This window comes from Bacillus sp. SD088, assembly GCF_017355205.1.
Taxonomy (GTDB): domain Bacteria; phylum Bacillota; class Bacilli; order Bacillales; family Bacillaceae_C; genus Lederbergia.
The window spans coordinates 44,299-61,130 of the sequence record NZ_JADIJK010000025.1; the positions used below are offsets into that span (position 1 = coordinate 44,299).

Consider the following 16,832-nt stretch of genomic DNA (forward strand, 5'->3'; position numbering starts at 1 on the left):
ATTTGCTTGTCGGAGCTGACCAAGGCGCTTGCGCTTTTCTTAAGACCCAACTTCTTCGCGGATTTGGCTATGGAATAGGTCATAATAGAAACCTTGTTGTTGAAGCAATGTTGCATGGGTTCCTTTTTCAATTAACTGTCCTTGATTTAATACAAGAATTTGATCAGCATTTTGGATGGTATTCAGTCGATGAGCGATAACCACACTCGTTCTCCCTTCCATCAACCGCGTAAGTGCTTCTTGAATCTTCATTTCAGTAATCGTATCAATATTACTTGTCGCTTCATCTAAAATAAGCAAAGAAGGATTGGACAGCATTGCTCTTGCAATCGATAAAAGTTGTCTTTGACCTTGACTAATACCACTGCCATCCTGCTTAAGAATCGTATCGTATTGATTAGGTAATTTCATTATAAAAGAATGGGCATTCGCCATTTTTGCAGCCTCTTCCACTTCTTTATCAGATGCATCCAGTTTTCCATAGCGAATATTTTGCCGAATCGTTCCTTGGAAAAGATAAGAATCCTGTAGAACAAATCCCATATGACTGCGTAAATTATTTCTTTCGATTGTTTGGATATTCATACCATCAATGGAAATTTCTCCACTACTTGTTTCATAAAAACGGGCAAGCAAATTGATAATCGTTGTTTTTCCAGCCCCTGTTGGCCCAACAAGCGCAACCGTCTCACCAGGTTTAGCCTGAAAATTTATCTGTTGAACGGTTTGTTCTTCTCCTTCTGGCTCATACGAGAAGGACACATCTTTAAATTCGATCTCTCCATGAATATGATCAATTTTACGACTGGATTCACCGTCTTTTTCTTCCGGTTCATCCAGTATTTCGAACACTCTTTCTGCACCAGCTACGGCTGAAAGTAAAGTATTGAATTGATTAGCTAATTCGTTCAATGGGCGTGTGAACTGACGAGAGTATTCCGTAAAGACAACGATCGTCCCAATACTGACATATCCTTTAAGCGCTAAAATTCCACCTGCAGCCGCGATCACAGCAAAGTTTAAATTATTCAGCATGTTCATTAACTTTGGAATAAAACCGGAATACACTTGGGCCCAGTAACCAGCATTTCTTAATCGTTCGTTTTTTTCTGTAAATTCGGCTATAATCTTTTCTTCTTGAGAAAAAGTTTTCACAATCGTTTGTCCGGCAATCGTTTCTTGGATAAATCCATTTAAATCACCAAGATGCTTCTGCTGTTCTTTAAATAGCCTTCCTGTTCGGTTGGTGATCCATTTCATTCCAAAATACATAATCGGAACAACAAACATTGTAATCAACGTAAGTAAAGGACTTAATATTAACATAACCGTAATCGTACCGACGAGAGTCATAACACTAGAAGAAAGTTGAATCACAGACGTATTTAATGTTTGACTGACATTATCAATATCATTCGTCAATCGGCTCATTAAATCTCCATGTTGGCGTTTATCAAAAAACTTAATCGGTAATTTGTGTAACCGATTAAAAAGTTGTTCCCTCAATGTAAAGACGGTTTTTTGACCGATTCCAATCATCCAATAGTTTTGCATAAAGCTAGTGAGTGAAAAGAAAAAATAAACGCAAGCTATCATAACAAGAATAAAAAGCAAAGTATTTCCATTGTTTTCAGTAATGTATTTATCAATCGTTTTCCCAATTAAAAACGGTCCTAATAGGCCGAGCCCAGAACTTGCTAACACCGTAAACAAAACGAGGAATAATTGACCGCGATAAACATCAAGGTATCGCCAAATACGAATCAACGTTTTTTTCCAATTTTTAACTTTTTCAACCTTCAAGGGCTGGCCCATCTTCCTATTGGCCATCTGCTATCCCCCCTTTAGTAAATTGAGAATGATAGATTTTTTGATAAAGGGGTGACGTTCTCATTAACGTTTCATGATTCCCACATGCTACTAATTTCCCCTCGTCTAATAAAAGAATTTGATCAGTTTTCATAGCTGTAGTAATTTTTTGCGTAATAATAAAAATGGTTGAATCATATTTTTCCAGGGCACTTAATAATTTTGTCTCTGTTTTCATATCAAGAGCACTTGTACTATCATCTAAAAATAATAGTTTAGGTGTTCGCACTAAGGCTCTAGCGATGGACAGTCTTTGTTTTTGCCCCCCAGATAAATTGACCCCTTTCTGACCAACTTTTGTTTGATATCCTTTAGGTAATCTTTGAATTGTTTCATGTATTTGGGCATCCTTTGTACTTGTCATCATTTCTTCGTGCGATGCCTCTTCTTTCCCCCAAGCAATATTACTCTCAACAGAGCCTGTAAATAAAATCGATTCCTGAGGAACAAAACCAATTTGTTTTCTAAGTGAATGGAGGGTCATTTTTTTAATATCTTGACCATCAATCTTTATTTGACCTTCATCCACATCATAAAGTCTTGGTATTAGTTGAAAAAGTACTGATTTCCCTGCTCCTGTTGCCCCCATAACCGCAATCGTTTCACCAGCATTTGCTGTAAAAGATATATTCTGAAGCACATGCTGATCTGTCCCCGGATATTTAAAATAGACATTTTGGAATTCTACTTTTCCATTTTGGATTTTTCTATCGGATGAGGTCGATTCATCATCCTCCAAATCTACAGAGGTCGCTAGAACTTCTGTAATCCTCGCCGAAGAGGCAAAACCTCGAGAGAAAGCCATAATGATCCAAGATAGCATGGATAAAGCCATTGTGATTCGAAAACCATAATTGACCATCGCAACAACTTCACCCACATTCATCCTTGACTGATGGACATCTGTTGCTGCGAACCATAAAATGAATAAAATAGCTAGGTTCATAATAAATAAGAGAAGTGGACCAAGCAATTCCACAAGTCTCAATGTTTTTGCCGTTTGATTTCGTAAATCTTCGTTAGCTGTTCCAAAACGTTTCTCTTCAAATTTTCTTCTAATAAACGCTTTGATTAAGCGAATCGAGGTTAAATTTTCTTGCATGACATTGTTGACCTTATCCAGTTTATCTTGTACTAATCGAAATAACTTCCCCGTTTTTCTCATCACCCAAATTAACGCAAACACAAGAATAGGTATAGGTAGAACTAAAATAAGCGCTAACTTAGCATTGACAAAAAAGGCCATCGTTACCCCACCAATGATAAGCAAAGGGTTTCGCAAGGCAACGCGTAAACTCATAAACAACGTATTTTGAATTTGTGTAATATCATTTGTCAAACGAGTGATGAGGGAAGATGTTTGAAACTGAGCTAAATTATTGAATGAGAACGATTGCACCTTTTTAAACACTGAGGAGCGTACATCAAATCCAAATCCTTGACTAGCATGGGCAGAAAAAAAAGAATTGGTAATCCCAGCAATAAATCCAAGCAAGGACATTCCTACCATAATGCCTCCCCATTTCATCACAGCATTTAGATCTTGTTTTAATATTCCTTCATCGATAATATTGGCCATAAACATGGGATGCCATAATTCTACTACTAGTTCCACAAGCATCAGCATCCAGGCTATGCCCATAGCCCAACGATAAGGTTTTAAATATGAGGTCACTTTCTGCATTTGCATTCCCCCGGATCATTCGTAAGCCTAAATATATTTTCATTACCTATCTTAAAGTAAAAACAAGAAAAAGTCATCTGATCAAGCTGATTATTCAAAATCTTGCTAAAATATAATGGTTATGGAAATACCTCAAAAAATATGATTAAATATAGGAATTAACTTGTTTGGAAGGGAACATATATACAATGGAGAAATTAGAAAAAGCAACATTTGCAGGGGGATGCTTTTGGTGTATGGTTAAACCCTTTGATCAATGGGACGGCGTAGAGGGTATTGTTTCTGGTTACTCCGGAGGAACATTTGTAAATCCAACCTATGAGGATGTCAAATCAGGGGAAACAGGGCATTATGAAGTTGTGCAAATTACCTTCAATCCAAAACAAATGTCTTATGAGACATTACTTGAAATCTATTGGCAACAAATTGACCCAACTGACGCAGGCGGTCAATTTCATGATCGTGGCGACTCCTATCGAACAGCGATATTTTATCATAATGAAACACAAAAAATAGCTGCTGAAAAATCTAAAAACAAATTGGCTGCTAGTGGCAAATTCAACAAACCAATCATCACCCAAATCAAGCCAGCCCAAACATTCTACCCAGCCGAAGACTATCACCAAGACTTTTATAAAAAAAATAAAACAGACTACCAAACAGACAGAGAAAAATCAGGCCGCGACCAATTTATACAAAAACATTGGAAACCACGGGGTCAGTCCCCCGCCGCAGAAACGCGTTAACGTAACGGGGGACTGACCCCGTTAGGTGTCTCCGTTAAGTATTTTTAAAGGTTTTTCGGCGGGGCCTTCTAGGACTTCTCCTTTGTAGGTAAAGCGTGAGCCGTGGCATGGGCAGTCCCAAGTTTTGTCGCCGCTATTCCAATTTACTTCGCAGCCCATGTGGGTGCAGGTTGTGTCGACTACAAAGAGTTGGCCTTTTTCGTTTTTGTAGGCACCAGCTCGTTTGCCTTTGATGGCGATAGCTGCTCCTTCTCCTTCTTTTATATCTTTTAGTTCTTTATCGGGGACTTCTAGTTTGCCGCCCACTAATTGAGCGGCCACATTTACACTTTCTTTCAGGACCTTCTTTATGCTTGGATCGGCTTTAAATCTAAAAGGAGTGTATAGGTCTTTATAAGGATTATTTTGGTCGATAATTAAGTCTCTAATTAATTGAGCTGCAACATAACTGGTTGTCATTCCCCATTTGCGGAAACCAGTTGCAACAAATACATTACTTCCTTTTGATAGTTCCCCAATGTAAGGGACCTTATCTGGTGTGACAAGATCTTGTGCAGACCACCTGTAGGCAACCTCTTTAACTCCGAAATGTTCTTTGGCAAATTTTTCTAAGGCCTGATAATGTTCTGATTCATTTTCACCCTGCCCAGCTTTATGGCCATCTCCACCAAATAATAGCATTTCTTCTCCTTCTATCGTAACTGGACGAATAGAACGGGTGGGTTGCTCCGCACTGATGTACATGCCTTCGACAACAGGCTTTTCGGGCTTTGCGGCAATCACGTAAGATCGTTCTGGATAAAGACGTGCAAAAAATCCTTTGCTGTCATGAAAAGGGAAATGAGAAGTAGAAATCACAAAGTTGGCTTCCACCCTTTTTCCACTCTTAAAATGAATAATCGGTGAATCACTATCTTCCATATGCAAAGCAACGACATTTTCATATATTTTTACACCAAGCTTTTCCAATTGCTCAACCATCTTAGCTAAATAGTGAAGAGGATGAAAATGGGCTTGGTTTTTCATAAGGATTGCCTTTTTATAAGGCAAATCGATTGGAATTTGCTTAGTGATTCCGCCTTCAATCCCTAATTTTTGATAGGCATCGGCTTCTTTTTTTATTTTATCTACATAACTGTCTTCATTTGTATAGATAAATGCATCTGCTTTTTGAAAATGACATTGGACATCATGGGCTTTTATCCAGTCTTCCATTTGTTCTTTTGCCTTTTGATTAGCCTGATAATACAATTTAGCTTTCGCTTCCCCAAAATGTTGGATCAATTCATTATAGATTAAACCGTGTTGTGATGTAATTTTTGCTGTAGTATGCCCGGTTGTCCCATTAAATAAAGAATCTGCTTCAAATAAAGCAACCTGCAACCCCTCTTTCGCCAACATATACGCCGCTGTTATGCCTGTAATTCCACCACCAATAATTGCTACTTCTACCTTCATATCGTCTTCAAGGCTCGGAAATTTATGTACTTTTGTGGAACGAATCCACCATGACCCCGGGGATATTGGAAAGTTTGTTTTGTTGTTGGTCTCGCTCATCAGAGCACTCCTCCTCAGCTATTTCTATTATTATTGATAATTCCCCAAAAATCGTTTTATATGCACACCCTTTCCACGAATCCATCGCCAGAAATGAAAAAAGGGGATTGTCCATATACTACCAAAAGGACAATCCCCGTTTTACATTAACTTATAACAGGTAAAACTCTTACTTCTTTTTCCATTTCCGATTTACAAATCGGACAAATCGTTTTTTCATCATTAGAAAAGGCATCCCTCATCCAACATGAGCATTCTTCATTCGTACATGACCAAACAACCGTTTCTTTCTCCGGGGTTGGTTCCTTAGGTCCCCTTCTGTAAGCCATGGCAAGATCCCCTTTCACATTTATAATTATATTATACGCCATTAAGAACAATAAACCAAATCACCTTTGACAGCTCAGCACCCGCCATTAGGAATATTTTTGAGTAAGAAGCTGCTCAGATTTTTGTATAATGGATTGCAGTTTTTCCGCATTTTTCTTGTACATATGTTTTGCCTCTTGTGAATCAGTTTCAAGGGAAAATGACTCTAAATCAGCTTGGCATTTTTTCAAGGATGTTAATAGAGATTGCCTTGGTTTGGTTTCAGGAATTTGGATCTTATCATCATATATATCCACAGTTAACTGACCATATGTATCTACTTGACCTAAATAAACATTATCAAGGGCTACACCTAATTTTTCTAGCTCTGTATCAAGCCAAGATCTGTTTAGTCCTCTTGATGATAGACCCATATCAATTATTTTCCCTTCCATAATAACAGTCTGAGGCATTTTTTCTGGAGCGACTTCTAATTGAAGATCAGAGGGAGTGATAGGTTGCTTATCCTTTTTTAACATCACATTTAAATCCCCATTTGGTTCCAAAATGGCAAATTCCACATCCGCAACCTGAAAGGCGTCCTTTTTTCTTAAGAGCTGTAATAATTCTTCAACCGTATACTGTTCCTTAGATAGGTTTTCCTCTTGGATTTTCCCATTTTTTATGACAACAGTGGATGAACCTTCTATAAAGTTACGAACTTTTTTATTTTTTAGCCCGATAAGCCCTGCTATAAAAGGAATGGCTGCCCACACTAAAAGACTGTATACCCCATTTACGTAATGAGTTTCTAAGCCTGTAGATAATTCAGCGGCAATACTACCGATTGTAATCCCTGCAATATATTCAAAAAAGGATAGTTGCGATAATTGTTTTTTTCCTAACCACTTAGTTAATAAAAATAAGATAATGACCATAGATGAAGAACGAAGGATGGTTTCGAGCCAATTAGGAATATCCACTTCATGTTCCTCCTTTACGAATTTCTGTGTTGCTGTTCTTCAGCTTTCATAAATTCAATACGCTGTTGTAAATCAACAATGACTGAATTCATATCTTCCATACATTCATGAAAAATTCTTTTGGCTTCCTCGTCAGAGGTTATTTCAGCTAAACGACTAAATTCAGCTTGAATGGCTTTTGCGGACGCAAATGTTCCTTTTACATTAGCAAAGACAGTCATGTTCTTATCCTCCTGGTAATAGGAGGAACAGAGAAACTCTGTTCCTTTTTAATTATTGGTTATATTGCGGTTCTTCTTGCAAAATTTCTTGAACGCGTGGTTCCAGCGAATCAATAATCGTCTGAGTTTGCTGAGCGCATGATTTGTAAAGTTGTTTTGCTTGTTGATTGTCGGTATCTAATGCGAAGCCCTCAAAACTAGCCTGAGCTGTTTTTAATCCAGTTAATGTTTGTTGAACTTTTGTAATAACAGTCATATTTTTTTACCCCCTCAATCTTTTTTGGAACGTTCATATTATGTGATTTTTTGGGGATTCCATACATTGAAAAAATTGGGATTAGAAAAAAACAAATGATTTTGACATCTGAAATTATGCTAAAAAAACAGCATTGCCTATCTGGCAATGCTGTTTTTTTATTTCTTAAAAGATAAGAAAGCATAAAATTTTCCTTAAGATTGCTTTAAGGCTGGGCAGTTGTTGTCCAGCTCCAGGCGCCATCGGCTCGAGGTCAAATAACCTGAGCCAATGAAAGGCAAAGAACGCCTTTCTTTGGCTCAGAACATTTGCTTGTCGCCGATAGGCGGGCGCCTTGCGCTTTTCTTATTAGACACTTGGTTCTAAATCATGTTTTAGCTTATCTACTCTCTTTTTCACTTCATCTTCACTGAGATTATGTTCTTGAATATATAAATTTCTTGGGTGGACACGGCATTCAGCTGTGCAACTTCTCATATATTTATGTTCATTCTCCACTGAGCACAAAATTTGTTTATTACATTCAGGATTTGCACAGTTCACGTAACGCTCACATGGAGTGCCATCAAAATAGTCACGTCCAACAATAACATGTTCTTTTTGATTTACTGGAACAGAAATTCTCTGATCAAATACATAACATTGACCATCCCAAAGCTCGCCTTGAACTTCTGGATCCTTTCCATATGTGACAATGCCTCCATGCAGTTGGCCTACATCTTCAAAGCCTTCTTTCTTAAGCCATCCAGAGAACTTTTCACAACGGATTCCACCCGTACAATACGTAAGGATTTTTTTTCCTTGCAATTGTTCTTTATTTTCCCGAACCCAATCTGGCAATTCACGGAACGTTTTAATATCGGGACGGATAGCGCCACGAAAATGACCAAGATCATATTCATAGTCATTGCGAGCATCAAGGACAATGGCTTCTTCATCTTGCATTGCTTGGAAAAATTCAGCTGGCTCAAGGTATTTTCCAGTTACTTCATGTGGATTTATATCATCTTCCAACCGAAGTGTGACAAGTTCTGAACGGTGACGAACATGCATCTTTTTAAATGCATGTTCATTAGACTCGTCTATTTTAAAGACCATCGTTTCAAAACGAGGATCTTTTTTCATCTCATTCATATATGTTTCTGTTTGTTCCCATGTACCAGAAACAGTTCCATTCATTCCTTCACTAGCTACTAAAATTCGCCCCTTTAATCCAATACTCTTACAAAACTTTAAATGTCTTTTGGCAAATACATCTGGTTCTTCAATTTCAACATACTGATAGTACAACAATACTCGATAATTAGGTTTTTTTTCCACAAAAAATACCACCTATCCTGTTATATTTGCAAGATATAAACGTGTTTAGGAGGATTCAATTTCGGTTTCCCGAATAGATACACTTTACTCTTACCTTTTTATTTTACCGATTCTCAATAAGAAAATCAATGTCAACCTGCTGCTTGGACCATTATCTAACTTATTAATAATGTGAAAGTATTTTCAAGACTCCTAATTAAGTTTATAATAAATTATGTTATGAGTAGCAATACCTATTGGGAAAGCTTCAAATTCATTAATGAGCTAATATCCAGATACAATAGCAAGTCTTACAAAATCGATTCCAGAAAGGATGATGGGATGCTACAAAGCCAGATTGAAATCAAACAACATCATAAAAAGTTAAAAAGAAGAATTATATTTTGGCGTATTTTATTGGTCACGCTTGGCGCTGTCTTGATGGCGACTGCTTTAGAATTGTTTCTAGTTCCAAATAATATATTAGATGGTGGAATTACTGGGATATCCATTATTCTTTCGTATCTAACTGGCTGGAGAGTGGGATTTATACTCTTCTTATTAAATCTTCCCTTTATTTACCTCGGTTATAAACAAATTGGAAAAACATTTGCCTTAACGACCTTACATGGCATCTTTGTTTTATCTCTCACATCCGTGCTCTTACATAATGTATACGTCGTGACAAATGATCTTTTATTAGATACAGTTTTTGGTGGAATTGTTTTAGGTATGGGAGTTGGGATCGTTATTCGTTTTGGAGGCTGCCTTGATGGAACAGAAGTCTTATCGATCCTTCTTAATAATAAGATTCCATTTTCAGTTGGAGAAATTATTATGTTTTTTAATTTCTTCATTTTTACTTCTGCTGGTTTCATTTTTGGCTGGGAACGTGCGATGTATTCTATTATTACATACTTTATTGCTTTTAAAGTCATTGATGTCGTTGTAGAAGGATTAAATGAATCCAAGGCTGTATGGATTATCAGTGATCAAGCAAAAGAGATAGGAGAAACGATTTTAGCAAGACTAGGAAGAGGCGTAACCTATTTAAGCGGCGAGGGAGCCTATACAGGAGACGATAAAAAAGTGATCTTTTGTGTCATTACAAGACTTGAAGAATCGAAATTAAAATCAGTTATAGAAGATCATGATGAATCAGCCTTCCTTGCTATTGGGAATATTTCGGAAGTACGCGGAGGACATTTTCGTAAAAGACGTATCCACTAATGAAGTAGTGGAAGCACGTACATTAAGGAATCCGCTATTTTTTTAAAGATTAATTTTCTCCTGATCGCTATAGTGTTATTGATTGAAAGATGATAACATAATTATTTGAACATTAAACAGAGATTTAATGATGAAAGGACTTATAATCATGGAGAAATGGATCTACGGCATCCTTCTAATTCCTTTGCTCTTTTTATTCCCTCCATCTACATTGGCAGAAGATATACCTAAGCCAAGTGGTGATATTTATATTCAGGATTCTGCTGACTTATTACCAAAAAAAGCAAAGAAAGAGATAACAGAGCTTGGAACATATCTTGATAAACATCTTGGCGCACAGTTAAGTGTTCTAACCATTCCTTCTCTCCAAAACACATCCGTAAACGATTATGCTAAAGATGTGTTTCGCGAATACAAGCTTGGGGGTGAGGATAAACAGAATGGTGTTTTGTTACTATTCGCAGTTCAAGATCGAAAAATCTACATAGAAGTTGGAAAAGGTTTGGAAGAAACCTTTCCTCCCGGAAAAATTGGGGGAATTTTAGATGCCTATAGCCTGCCCTATTTGGAAAAGAATAATTTTCAAGTAGCTATAACAAATACATATAATCAGTTATTTAATGAAATCGCGATTAAATATGAGCTTGACAAGAGGGCTTCCGCAAAAGGATATGAATATGGACAAGGTGGACCATCCCTTCTCACTATTTCTATTTTTATACTTGTTTTCTTGGGAATTATTTTCTTGGACTTTAAATTTTTAGGTGGTGCCTTGTGCTTTGCTGTTCTTCGCATTTTAACCTCGCCCCTCAGGCGACGCAAAATTAAGAAAAAACAAGGTAGGCATCCTGCAAAAAGAGTAAAGGTAAGAGAACGAAGATAAAGCTATCCAGGCTGATTTGATCAGCAGGATAGCTTTTTCCTACATCTCACCTCTCATTCGTTTAATGACTTAAGTAATAACTTCTTTAGTAGCGGAAAGAGCAGTTCTGGCAAAGTTTCAATGGAAGGTGATACTAAACTGTAAGCCCCATAGATATTTTGGAAGACTTTTCGTTGTTCATCCGCTACTTCATTGACAGATAAATAAATATTAATGACTTCAATTCCTTTTTTTCGAGCATCTATTACGGCCATATGCGTGTCAATAATCCCATTTTGGTCATATCCGAAAGCGGCTGGTTCCCCATCAGAAAACACAATCAAAAACTTTTGCTTTTCTCCCCTACTTAATAATCTTTCGGTCATTATTCTAATCGCAAAACCATCCCTGTTGTCTTCTTCGGCTTTTAATTGCATAATTTCGGGGCCTGCTTTCTTTTTCAGTGAATTTGAAAAAGTAATGGGTTGAGAAAAATAATTAGGCTGTCTTTCTCTTGTCGCATCGTTCGCATCTTCCCAAAAACCCGTTATTTCGTGCGGCACACGAACAGATTTTAATGCTTCATGAAATAAGGTAATCCCCTTCTTTGTCTCCTCCATTTTATCTTGCATGGAGGCAGAGCAATCAATTAACAAACTAAAAACGGCATCTATTGCAGTTGATTTTTCTGTCTTTTTATAAAATAATCTTTTTTCATCATCTGTGAAAAAGTGTATTAATTTATTGTTCAGACGACCTATTTGTAAACGAGTGCGTGGCAGCTGCTTTTTATGTTCAAGCGTCATATCGATTGTTCGTTTTAATTTCTTTTGGTACAAAGTCATCGACTTTTTATATAGTAGATATTGATGAATCTCTTCATTTTTTGGAACTGTTGGCGAAAGAAAAATTGCCTCTGCATGGCGATTTTCTACTCCATATGGAGCATGAATAGAATCAGCCTTATCATTTTTCCTTCCTAGATTTTCCATATCGGAATAATCCTTGTATTGACTCTTCCCTGCTTTTCCTTTTACAATCGCAAGTGCTTGATCACCAGCTTCTCCCTCCCTCGCTTCATTTGCAAGGATGTCTGTTTGTGTACCTTGATCAAGATCAAATTGTAAAAAATTTTCTCCCGGTTCACTGGTTTCACGATGCCAGGTTTTCATCTCTTCCTTAAAAAACTCCTCATCGCCTGTTGCTTTTTCTTCCGATTGATCATTATTAATGAGCTTATCTTTTCTTAATAAATCTCGATAATCTACATGTTGACCCTCATCTTCATCATGATGAAGATGGAAATAATCATTTAATAAATCTCGTTGTACAACATCTTCTACTAATGTCACAATTTGCATACAGTTTTTCGCTACATCGTCTGTTGAGCCTGCATCAAACAAGCGTTCTAACTTTTCTCGATATAACACTATAACTGGGTCGATATTAGCATGGATTCCTGGGATTTCGAAAAGCGGCGTTTCCGTATTCCAAACGAGATAAGCAAGATTAAAAAGCACATCCGTAAACAAACTTCTCTCCATATTAACTTTCCACTGATTCTGAAAAAAACCTAAATAAAGCTTTCTTCGCTGACTAAATTCTCTTCTCATCCCCGGCCTTTTTCTTTTACAAATTTCTTCTATTCTTAAATCCTCAGCGAGCGAAAATAATTGTCTCGCAAAACGAGGAACGTTTGTGTACGTAGACCACTCCACAAATTTACGAATTACTTTTTGATCGGTAAAATGGTAATTTCCCAATGCCCGTAAATAAACGTCACTCTTCATCCCTAGAACCCTATCCTTTTCAGAACGATGATTCCAAAAATGACTTGCATATATTTTTTTGTCCGCAGTGTCTATATACGAATGAACACGGAGGTCAACTTCATATTCCTCATCTTTTACAAGGGTTTTGGCAAGATCAGATAATTCCATCATAAATAGAGAATCAATTTTCTCATCATTAAAATCGATGAAACGATACATTCCTTTCACTCCTTATACTAAGAAAAGCGCAAGCGCCTTGATCTAGGAAGAAAGGCTAAATTCGCACCGTCCTGGTGCAACGCCTTTCTGACCAACATCCTGTTGGCCTCCGACAAGCAAATGTTCTGAGACAAAAAAAGTCCGGTTTTGACTTTTATTGGCTCAGGTTATTAAGCGGAACATCGGCTAAGTTCGCGCCGTCCTGGCGGCAGACTCAAACCGCGACGTCCTGTCGCTTCGCCTGCACTAGTACATCCTGTACGTCGCAACGCCGATGGACTCGCATCCTGCGAGCCTCGAGGGGCTAGGCGCTAGAGCTGGATCTCAACGCTAGCCAAATTTTATACTTTCTTATCTTTTAAGAAAAGCGCGGCGCTGCTCTTTGACTTTCATTGGTTCAGATTATTATGCAGAACATCGGCTAAATCTGCGACGACTATAGCTTCGTCTGCACTAGGACATCCCTCGCCAATGAACTCCCTCCTGCCGATGGTGCCTGGAGCTAAACACACCACACTCAGTCCTTAAGCAATTTCCAAGAGAATTTTATATTTACTTTCCTTCGAACAATGTAGATGCAATATTCATGATCGCCGCTTTTTCTCTTTCTTCTTCAAGCTTATCAGCGATTCCACGTTGAATTGCTCTTAATGGAGGTAAATAGACTGATAAATCACAGGTATCGATCAAAGCGCGAATGGAAGCTGCTTCTTCTGGTACTTGCCCATTACGTACTTGTGTGATTAAATCCTCAGATAATATAACGAACTTATCTAATAACGTTGCATCCTCTAAGATACTTTCTGTCTTAAGCACCGTTTTTAATATATCTCCCTGAATATAAGGAACATCTAGAACAACGAATCTATTTTTTAACGCTTCATTTAAAGGAACCGTCCCGATATAGCCTTCATTAATAGCTGCTATCACGCCAAAACCTTTTTCGGCATGAATCGTCTTACCAGTAAACGGATTAAAGACAGATCGACGGTAATCTAGAATGCTGTTTAAAATCGGCAATGTTTCTGGCTTTGCCATATTGATTTCATCCACATATAATAAATGTCCATTTTTCATTGCTTTAACGACTGGACCAGGAACAAAATCAATCGTCTGTTTGCCATTCCTCTGATTAATCGTTTTAAACCCCAATAACGCTTCAGCATCTAAATCAACAGAACAATTAATGCTATGCATAGGTTGTTTGAAAATCTGTGATATGTTTTCCGCTAGCTTCGTTTTCCCAGAACCGGTAGGTCCTTTAAGCAGAATGTTTTTTCCTAATGCCACTGAAATGATGGCATCTGATAATAATTCGTTATCCTTCGATAAGAATTGGGTTATTTTATGGGGAGCTTCCTTCGTTTGCTGTGAAAACTGCTCATGCCGCTCCTTAATGACTTGCTCTATTGTTTGTGGCAAAGATAATGTATTCATAAATGATATCCTCTCTACAATATTAAAAACTCACATCTTCATATTTTAACAAAAATAAAGAAGACTTGCTCTTAAGCAAGTCTCAACTAAATATAAATATTCATTAATTTTGCTGTTCCTGTTGTTCCCAATCGTATACATAAAGGCCTCTTCCTACCTTGATAATATGATGATCTGTTTCACGAATTGTATTCATAAAGGTGGTCATATTTGCGATATTTGAATCTGAAGCCGTTTCAATCTTCTCTTTTAATTCTTTCCCTCGTACAGGCGCATTTGCTTCTTTTAATACTTCAATGGCAATTTCCCTTAATTTAGTCGTTTTACTTCTTCTTGAGGGGCGTCCTTTTCTTTTTCTAGGTATAGGGGCTGGAGTAGTTGTAGCATCATCCGCTTGACTAAATATCGGATTGTTCTTTTTAAGCTGTTTTTCATCGCTTAGATGTTCAGCTGGATCCTGTTCATCTAATTCTCTTAATCGATTAAAAATAAAACTTCTTTCCTCATGTAAATCTTCTAATATTCTTTTCTCTACATCGTTCATTTGTTCTAATCTAATTTTTAATGCATTTCTTTCATCAAACAACATTTATTCCCTCCCCAATCCCTATCTTATTCATCATTTTTTCATTATATCTTAGATTATGAGCAAAAGCGCTAAGAAAAGCAAGATGATTTAGAAAATTATATATCATGAAAAATTTTACTTTTTAAAAATTACGCCCCATTCATCATAGCCAACTGTCTGATGGGGATTCACTTAATGAAGCGCTTTATTTTTTTAAAAAATTTAGGCTAAACGCTTTCCTTTTCGTCCTAAAAAAGGTAAAATGTATTTTAACAATTGAATAATCCAATTTCACGAGGAGGTTTTACTAGCAATGAAAATTATGAGTAACGAACTGCTGGTCGCTGCCTATCGAGATGCAAAGAAAAACAAACATGAAAGTGAATGGATTAGATTACTCAAGTCAGAAATTAGAAAACGAGGGTTAAAGGCTTAACGTAAATATAAAACTATATATCTATAAAATTAGCGTGCCATTTTCCGGCACGCCTTTTAATTCTATATTGTAAAAAAACAAAAGAGCCGGCATTTTTGTCGGCTCTTTCTTAACGTACTTACTTATCCTTCTAGAAGAAGGTCTTCAGGATTTTCTAACAGTTTTTTAATAGTTACAAGGAAGCCTACAGCTTCTTTTCCATCAATGACTCTGTGATCATAGGAAAGAGCGACATACATCATTGGTCGATTTTCCATTCGTTCTGCATCAATTGCAACAGGTCTTGTTTGAATAGTATGCATTCCCAAAATCCCTACTTGCGTGCCATTTAAAATAGGAGTTGATAATAGAGAACCAAAGACACCACCATTTGTAATCGTAAATGTTCCACCAGATAGATCATTTAAGGTTAATTTATTATCTCTTGCCTTATTCGCAGCTGTTAAAATATCTGATTCGATTTCAGCAAAATTTTTGCGATCACAATCACGGATGACCGGAACCACTAGTCCTTCATCAGTCGAAACAGCAACACCAATGTCATAGAAATTTTTCATGATTAACTCATTACCGTCAAGTTCAGAGTTAACAGCTGGGTACTTTTTAAGGGCCGCTACAACAGCTTTTGTAAAAAATGACATAAAACCTAAGCGAACATCATGTTCTTTTACAAAATTATCTTTTTTACGTTTGCGTAAATTCATCACAGCTGTCATATCAATTTCATTGAAGGTAGTCAACATGGCTGTGTTTTGTTTTACTTCTAGCAAACGTTTGGCAATTGTTTGCCGACGTCTAGATAAACGAACCCTTTCAACCGGCTTTCCATCTTCTGGAGCGGCAGAAGATGCTGGCTTTGGTGCAGCTGCTGGAGCTTCTTCTTGCTTTGGCTGATTGGAATAGGACGAAACATCTTGTTTTCGAACACGTCCCATTGGATCAACAGTCGGCACTTGTGTAAGGTCAATGCCTTTTTCTCTCGCTAATTTTCGGGCTGCAGGAGAAGCAATAGTTCGTTCCTTCTTCTCTTCAGTCTCTTTTTCTGGTGTTGCTTCCGCTGTTTGTTCTTCAGTAACTTTTTCTTCTGGTTTTTCATTTGCTGAAGTATCCTTGTTATCAGCTTTGCTTTCTCCAGCTCCAACAATTGCGATAACTTCACCAACTTGAACAGTATCTCCTTCAGCTGCCTTTAATTCTTGCAAAGTTCCTGCTTCTTCAGAGATCACTTCAAGATTTACTTTATCCGTTTCAAGCTCGACAATATATTCTCCCTTATCTACATGATCGCCTGGTTGTTTCAACCACTGAGCGATTGTACCTTCCGTAATTGAATCTGCTAATTCAGGTACTTTAATTTCAGCCACTTTGAAATCCTCCTTATGAT

At 37.3% G+C, this 16,832-nt stretch carries 16 protein-coding genes; 4 read left to right on the plus strand and 12 right to left on the minus strand.

Annotation, left to right across the window (positions count from 1 at the left end; translation table 11 throughout):
- Window positions 1-39: 39 nt before the first annotated feature.
- Both IPU53_RS19215 and IPU53_RS19220 read right to left on the minus strand, forming a co-directional pair.
- The gene (locus IPU53_RS19215) at window positions 40-1,830 is read right to left on the minus strand and encodes an ABC transporter ATP-binding protein (RefSeq protein WP_207452611.1); all 1,791 of its coding nucleotides are present in this window, start codon (window positions 1,828-1,830) and stop codon (window positions 40-42) included.
- Window positions 1,820-3,553, minus strand: coding sequence for an ABC transporter ATP-binding protein (locus IPU53_RS19220; RefSeq protein ID WP_207452612.1), 1,734 nt, complete (start codon window positions 3,551-3,553; stop codon window positions 1,820-1,822). Before IPU53_RS19220 ends, IPU53_RS19215 begins: the two co-directional genes overlap by 11 nt.
- Before the next feature lie 188 nt (window positions 3,554-3,741).
- Between IPU53_RS19220 and msrA the strand changes: the two genes are divergently transcribed.
- Window positions 3,742-4,299 (plus strand): peptide-methionine (S)-S-oxide reductase MsrA, encoded by a 558-nt coding sequence (gene msrA, locus IPU53_RS19225; protein ID WP_207452613.1) that lies wholly within the window; start codon window positions 3,742-3,744, stop codon window positions 4,297-4,299.
- 21 nt (window positions 4,300-4,320) lie between these two features.
- Here the strand turns inward: msrA and IPU53_RS19230 are convergent, their stop codons facing one another.
- The 6 genes from IPU53_RS19230 to trhO form a co-directional block, all read right to left on the minus strand.
- Window positions 4,321-5,856: an FAD-dependent oxidoreductase gene (locus IPU53_RS19230; RefSeq protein WP_207452614.1), complete on the minus strand. Its 1,536-nt coding sequence runs from the start codon at window positions 5,854-5,856 to the stop codon at window positions 4,321-4,323.
- A 146-nt stretch (window positions 5,857-6,002) separates the two neighbouring features.
- Entirely contained in the window at window positions 6,003-6,185 is a 183-nt protein-coding gene (locus IPU53_RS19235) for a cold-shock protein (RefSeq protein ID WP_207452615.1), read from the minus strand.
- Window positions 6,186-6,272: 87 nt separating this feature from the next.
- Window positions 6,273-7,103 carry a DUF421 domain-containing protein gene (locus tag IPU53_RS19240; protein WP_207452648.1) on the minus strand — a complete coding sequence of 277 codons (831 nt, stop codon included), beginning with the start codon at window positions 7,101-7,103 and terminating at the stop codon, window positions 6,273-6,275.
- A 59-nt stretch (window positions 7,104-7,162) separates the two neighbouring features.
- On the minus strand, window positions 7,163-7,369 hold the full coding sequence (locus tag IPU53_RS19245; RefSeq protein ID WP_207452616.1) for a DUF1657 domain-containing protein: 207 nt from the start codon (window positions 7,367-7,369) through the stop codon (window positions 7,163-7,165).
- A gap of 52 nt (window positions 7,370-7,421) precedes the next feature.
- Entirely contained in the window at window positions 7,422-7,625 is a 204-nt protein-coding gene (locus IPU53_RS19250; RefSeq protein ID WP_207452617.1) for a DUF1657 domain-containing protein, read from the minus strand.
- A gap of 348 nt (window positions 7,626-7,973) precedes the next feature.
- Complete coding sequence (gene trhO / locus IPU53_RS19255; RefSeq protein ID WP_207452618.1) at window positions 7,974-8,945, minus strand: oxygen-dependent tRNA uridine(34) hydroxylase TrhO; 972 nt, start codon at window positions 8,943-8,945, stop codon at window positions 7,974-7,976.
- A 321-nt stretch (window positions 8,946-9,266) separates the two neighbouring features.
- Between trhO and IPU53_RS19260 the strand changes: the two genes are divergently transcribed.
- On the plus strand, window positions 9,267-10,154 hold the full coding sequence (locus IPU53_RS19260; RefSeq protein WP_207452619.1) for a YitT family protein: 888 nt from the start codon (window positions 9,267-9,269) through the stop codon (window positions 10,152-10,154).
- 148 nt (window positions 10,155-10,302) lie between these two features.
- On the plus strand, window positions 10,303-11,037 hold the full coding sequence (locus IPU53_RS19265) for a TPM domain-containing protein (RefSeq protein ID WP_207452620.1): 735 nt from the start codon (window positions 10,303-10,305) through the stop codon (window positions 11,035-11,037).
- 53 nt (window positions 11,038-11,090) lie between these two features.
- Here IPU53_RS19265 and IPU53_RS19270 read toward each other — a convergent pair whose 3' ends face one another.
- The 3 genes from IPU53_RS19270 to IPU53_RS19280 all read right to left on the minus strand — a co-directional run bounded on the left by IPU53_RS19270 (window position 11,091) and on the right by IPU53_RS19280 (window position 15,033).
- Window positions 11,091-13,007, minus strand: coding sequence for a vWA domain-containing protein (locus IPU53_RS19270; RefSeq protein WP_207452621.1), 1,917 nt, complete (start codon window positions 13,005-13,007; stop codon window positions 11,091-11,093).
- 552 nt (window positions 13,008-13,559) lie between these two features.
- A complete protein-coding gene (locus tag IPU53_RS19275; protein WP_207452622.1) occupies window positions 13,560-14,444 on the minus strand; it encodes an ATP-binding protein in 885 nt (294 codons plus the stop codon).
- 103 nt (window positions 14,445-14,547) lie between these two features.
- On the minus strand, window positions 14,548-15,033 hold the full coding sequence (locus tag IPU53_RS19280) for a Rok-like winged helix domain-containing protein (protein ID WP_207452623.1): 486 nt from the start codon (window positions 15,031-15,033) through the stop codon (window positions 14,548-14,550).
- Window positions 15,034-15,325: 292 nt separating this feature from the next.
- Between IPU53_RS19280 and sda the strand changes: the two genes are divergently transcribed.
- The gene (gene sda / locus IPU53_RS19285) at window positions 15,326-15,448 is read left to right on the plus strand and encodes a sporulation histidine kinase inhibitor Sda (RefSeq protein ID WP_057988101.1); all 123 of its coding nucleotides are present in this window, start codon (window positions 15,326-15,328) and stop codon (window positions 15,446-15,448) included.
- Between the two features lie 122 nt (window positions 15,449-15,570).
- Here sda and odhB read toward each other — a convergent pair whose 3' ends face one another.
- A complete protein-coding gene (odhB, locus tag IPU53_RS19290; protein ID WP_207452624.1) occupies window positions 15,571-16,812 on the minus strand; it encodes a 2-oxoglutarate dehydrogenase complex dihydrolipoyllysine-residue succinyltransferase in 1,242 nt (413 codons plus the stop codon).
- Window positions 16,813-16,832 lie beyond the last annotated feature (20 nt).

Coding starts and splice junctions, on each gene's coding strand:
- IPU53_RS19215 (WP_207452611.1), bottom strand. CDS start 1,830: ATGGCCAATAGGAAGATGGGCCAGCCCTTGAAGGTTGAAAAAGTTAAA.
- IPU53_RS19220 (WP_207452612.1), bottom strand. CDS start 3,553: ATGCAGAAAGTGACCTCATATTTAAAACCTTATCGTTGGGCTATGGGC.
- msrA (WP_207452613.1), top strand. CDS start 3,742: ATGGAGAAATTAGAAAAAGCAACATTTGCAGGGGGATGCTTTTGGTGT.
- IPU53_RS19230 (WP_207452614.1), bottom strand. CDS start 5,856: ATGAGCGAGACCAACAACAAAACAAACTTTCCAATATCCCCGGGGTCA.
- IPU53_RS19235 (WP_207452615.1), bottom strand. CDS start 6,185: ATGGCTTACAGAAGGGGACCTAAGGAACCAACCCCGGAGAAAGAAACG.
- IPU53_RS19240 (WP_207452648.1), bottom strand. CDS start 7,103: ATGGTCATTATCTTATTTTTATTAACTAAGTGGTTAGGAAAAAAACAA.
- IPU53_RS19245 (WP_207452616.1), bottom strand. CDS start 7,369: ATGACTGTCTTTGCTAATGTAAAAGGAACATTTGCGTCCGCAAAAGCC.
- IPU53_RS19250 (WP_207452617.1), bottom strand. CDS start 7,625: ATGACTGTTATTACAAAAGTTCAACAAACATTAACTGGATTAAAAACA.
- IPU53_RS19260 (WP_207452619.1), top strand. CDS start 9,267: ATGCTACAAAGCCAGATTGAAATCAAACAACATCATAAAAAGTTAAAA.
- IPU53_RS19265 (WP_207452620.1), top strand. CDS start 10,303: ATGGAGAAATGGATCTACGGCATCCTTCTAATTCCTTTGCTCTTTTTA.
- IPU53_RS19270 (WP_207452621.1), bottom strand. CDS start 13,007: ATGTATCGTTTCATCGATTTTAATGATGAGAAAATTGATTCTCTATTT.
- IPU53_RS19275 (WP_207452622.1), bottom strand. CDS start 14,444: ATGAATACATTATCTTTGCCACAAACAATAGAGCAAGTCATTAAGGAG.
- IPU53_RS19280 (WP_207452623.1), bottom strand. CDS start 15,033: ATGTTGTTTGATGAAAGAAATGCATTAAAAATTAGATTAGAACAAATG.
- sda (WP_057988101.1), top strand. CDS start 15,326: ATGAAAATTATGAGTAACGAACTGCTGGTCGCTGCCTATCGAGATGCA.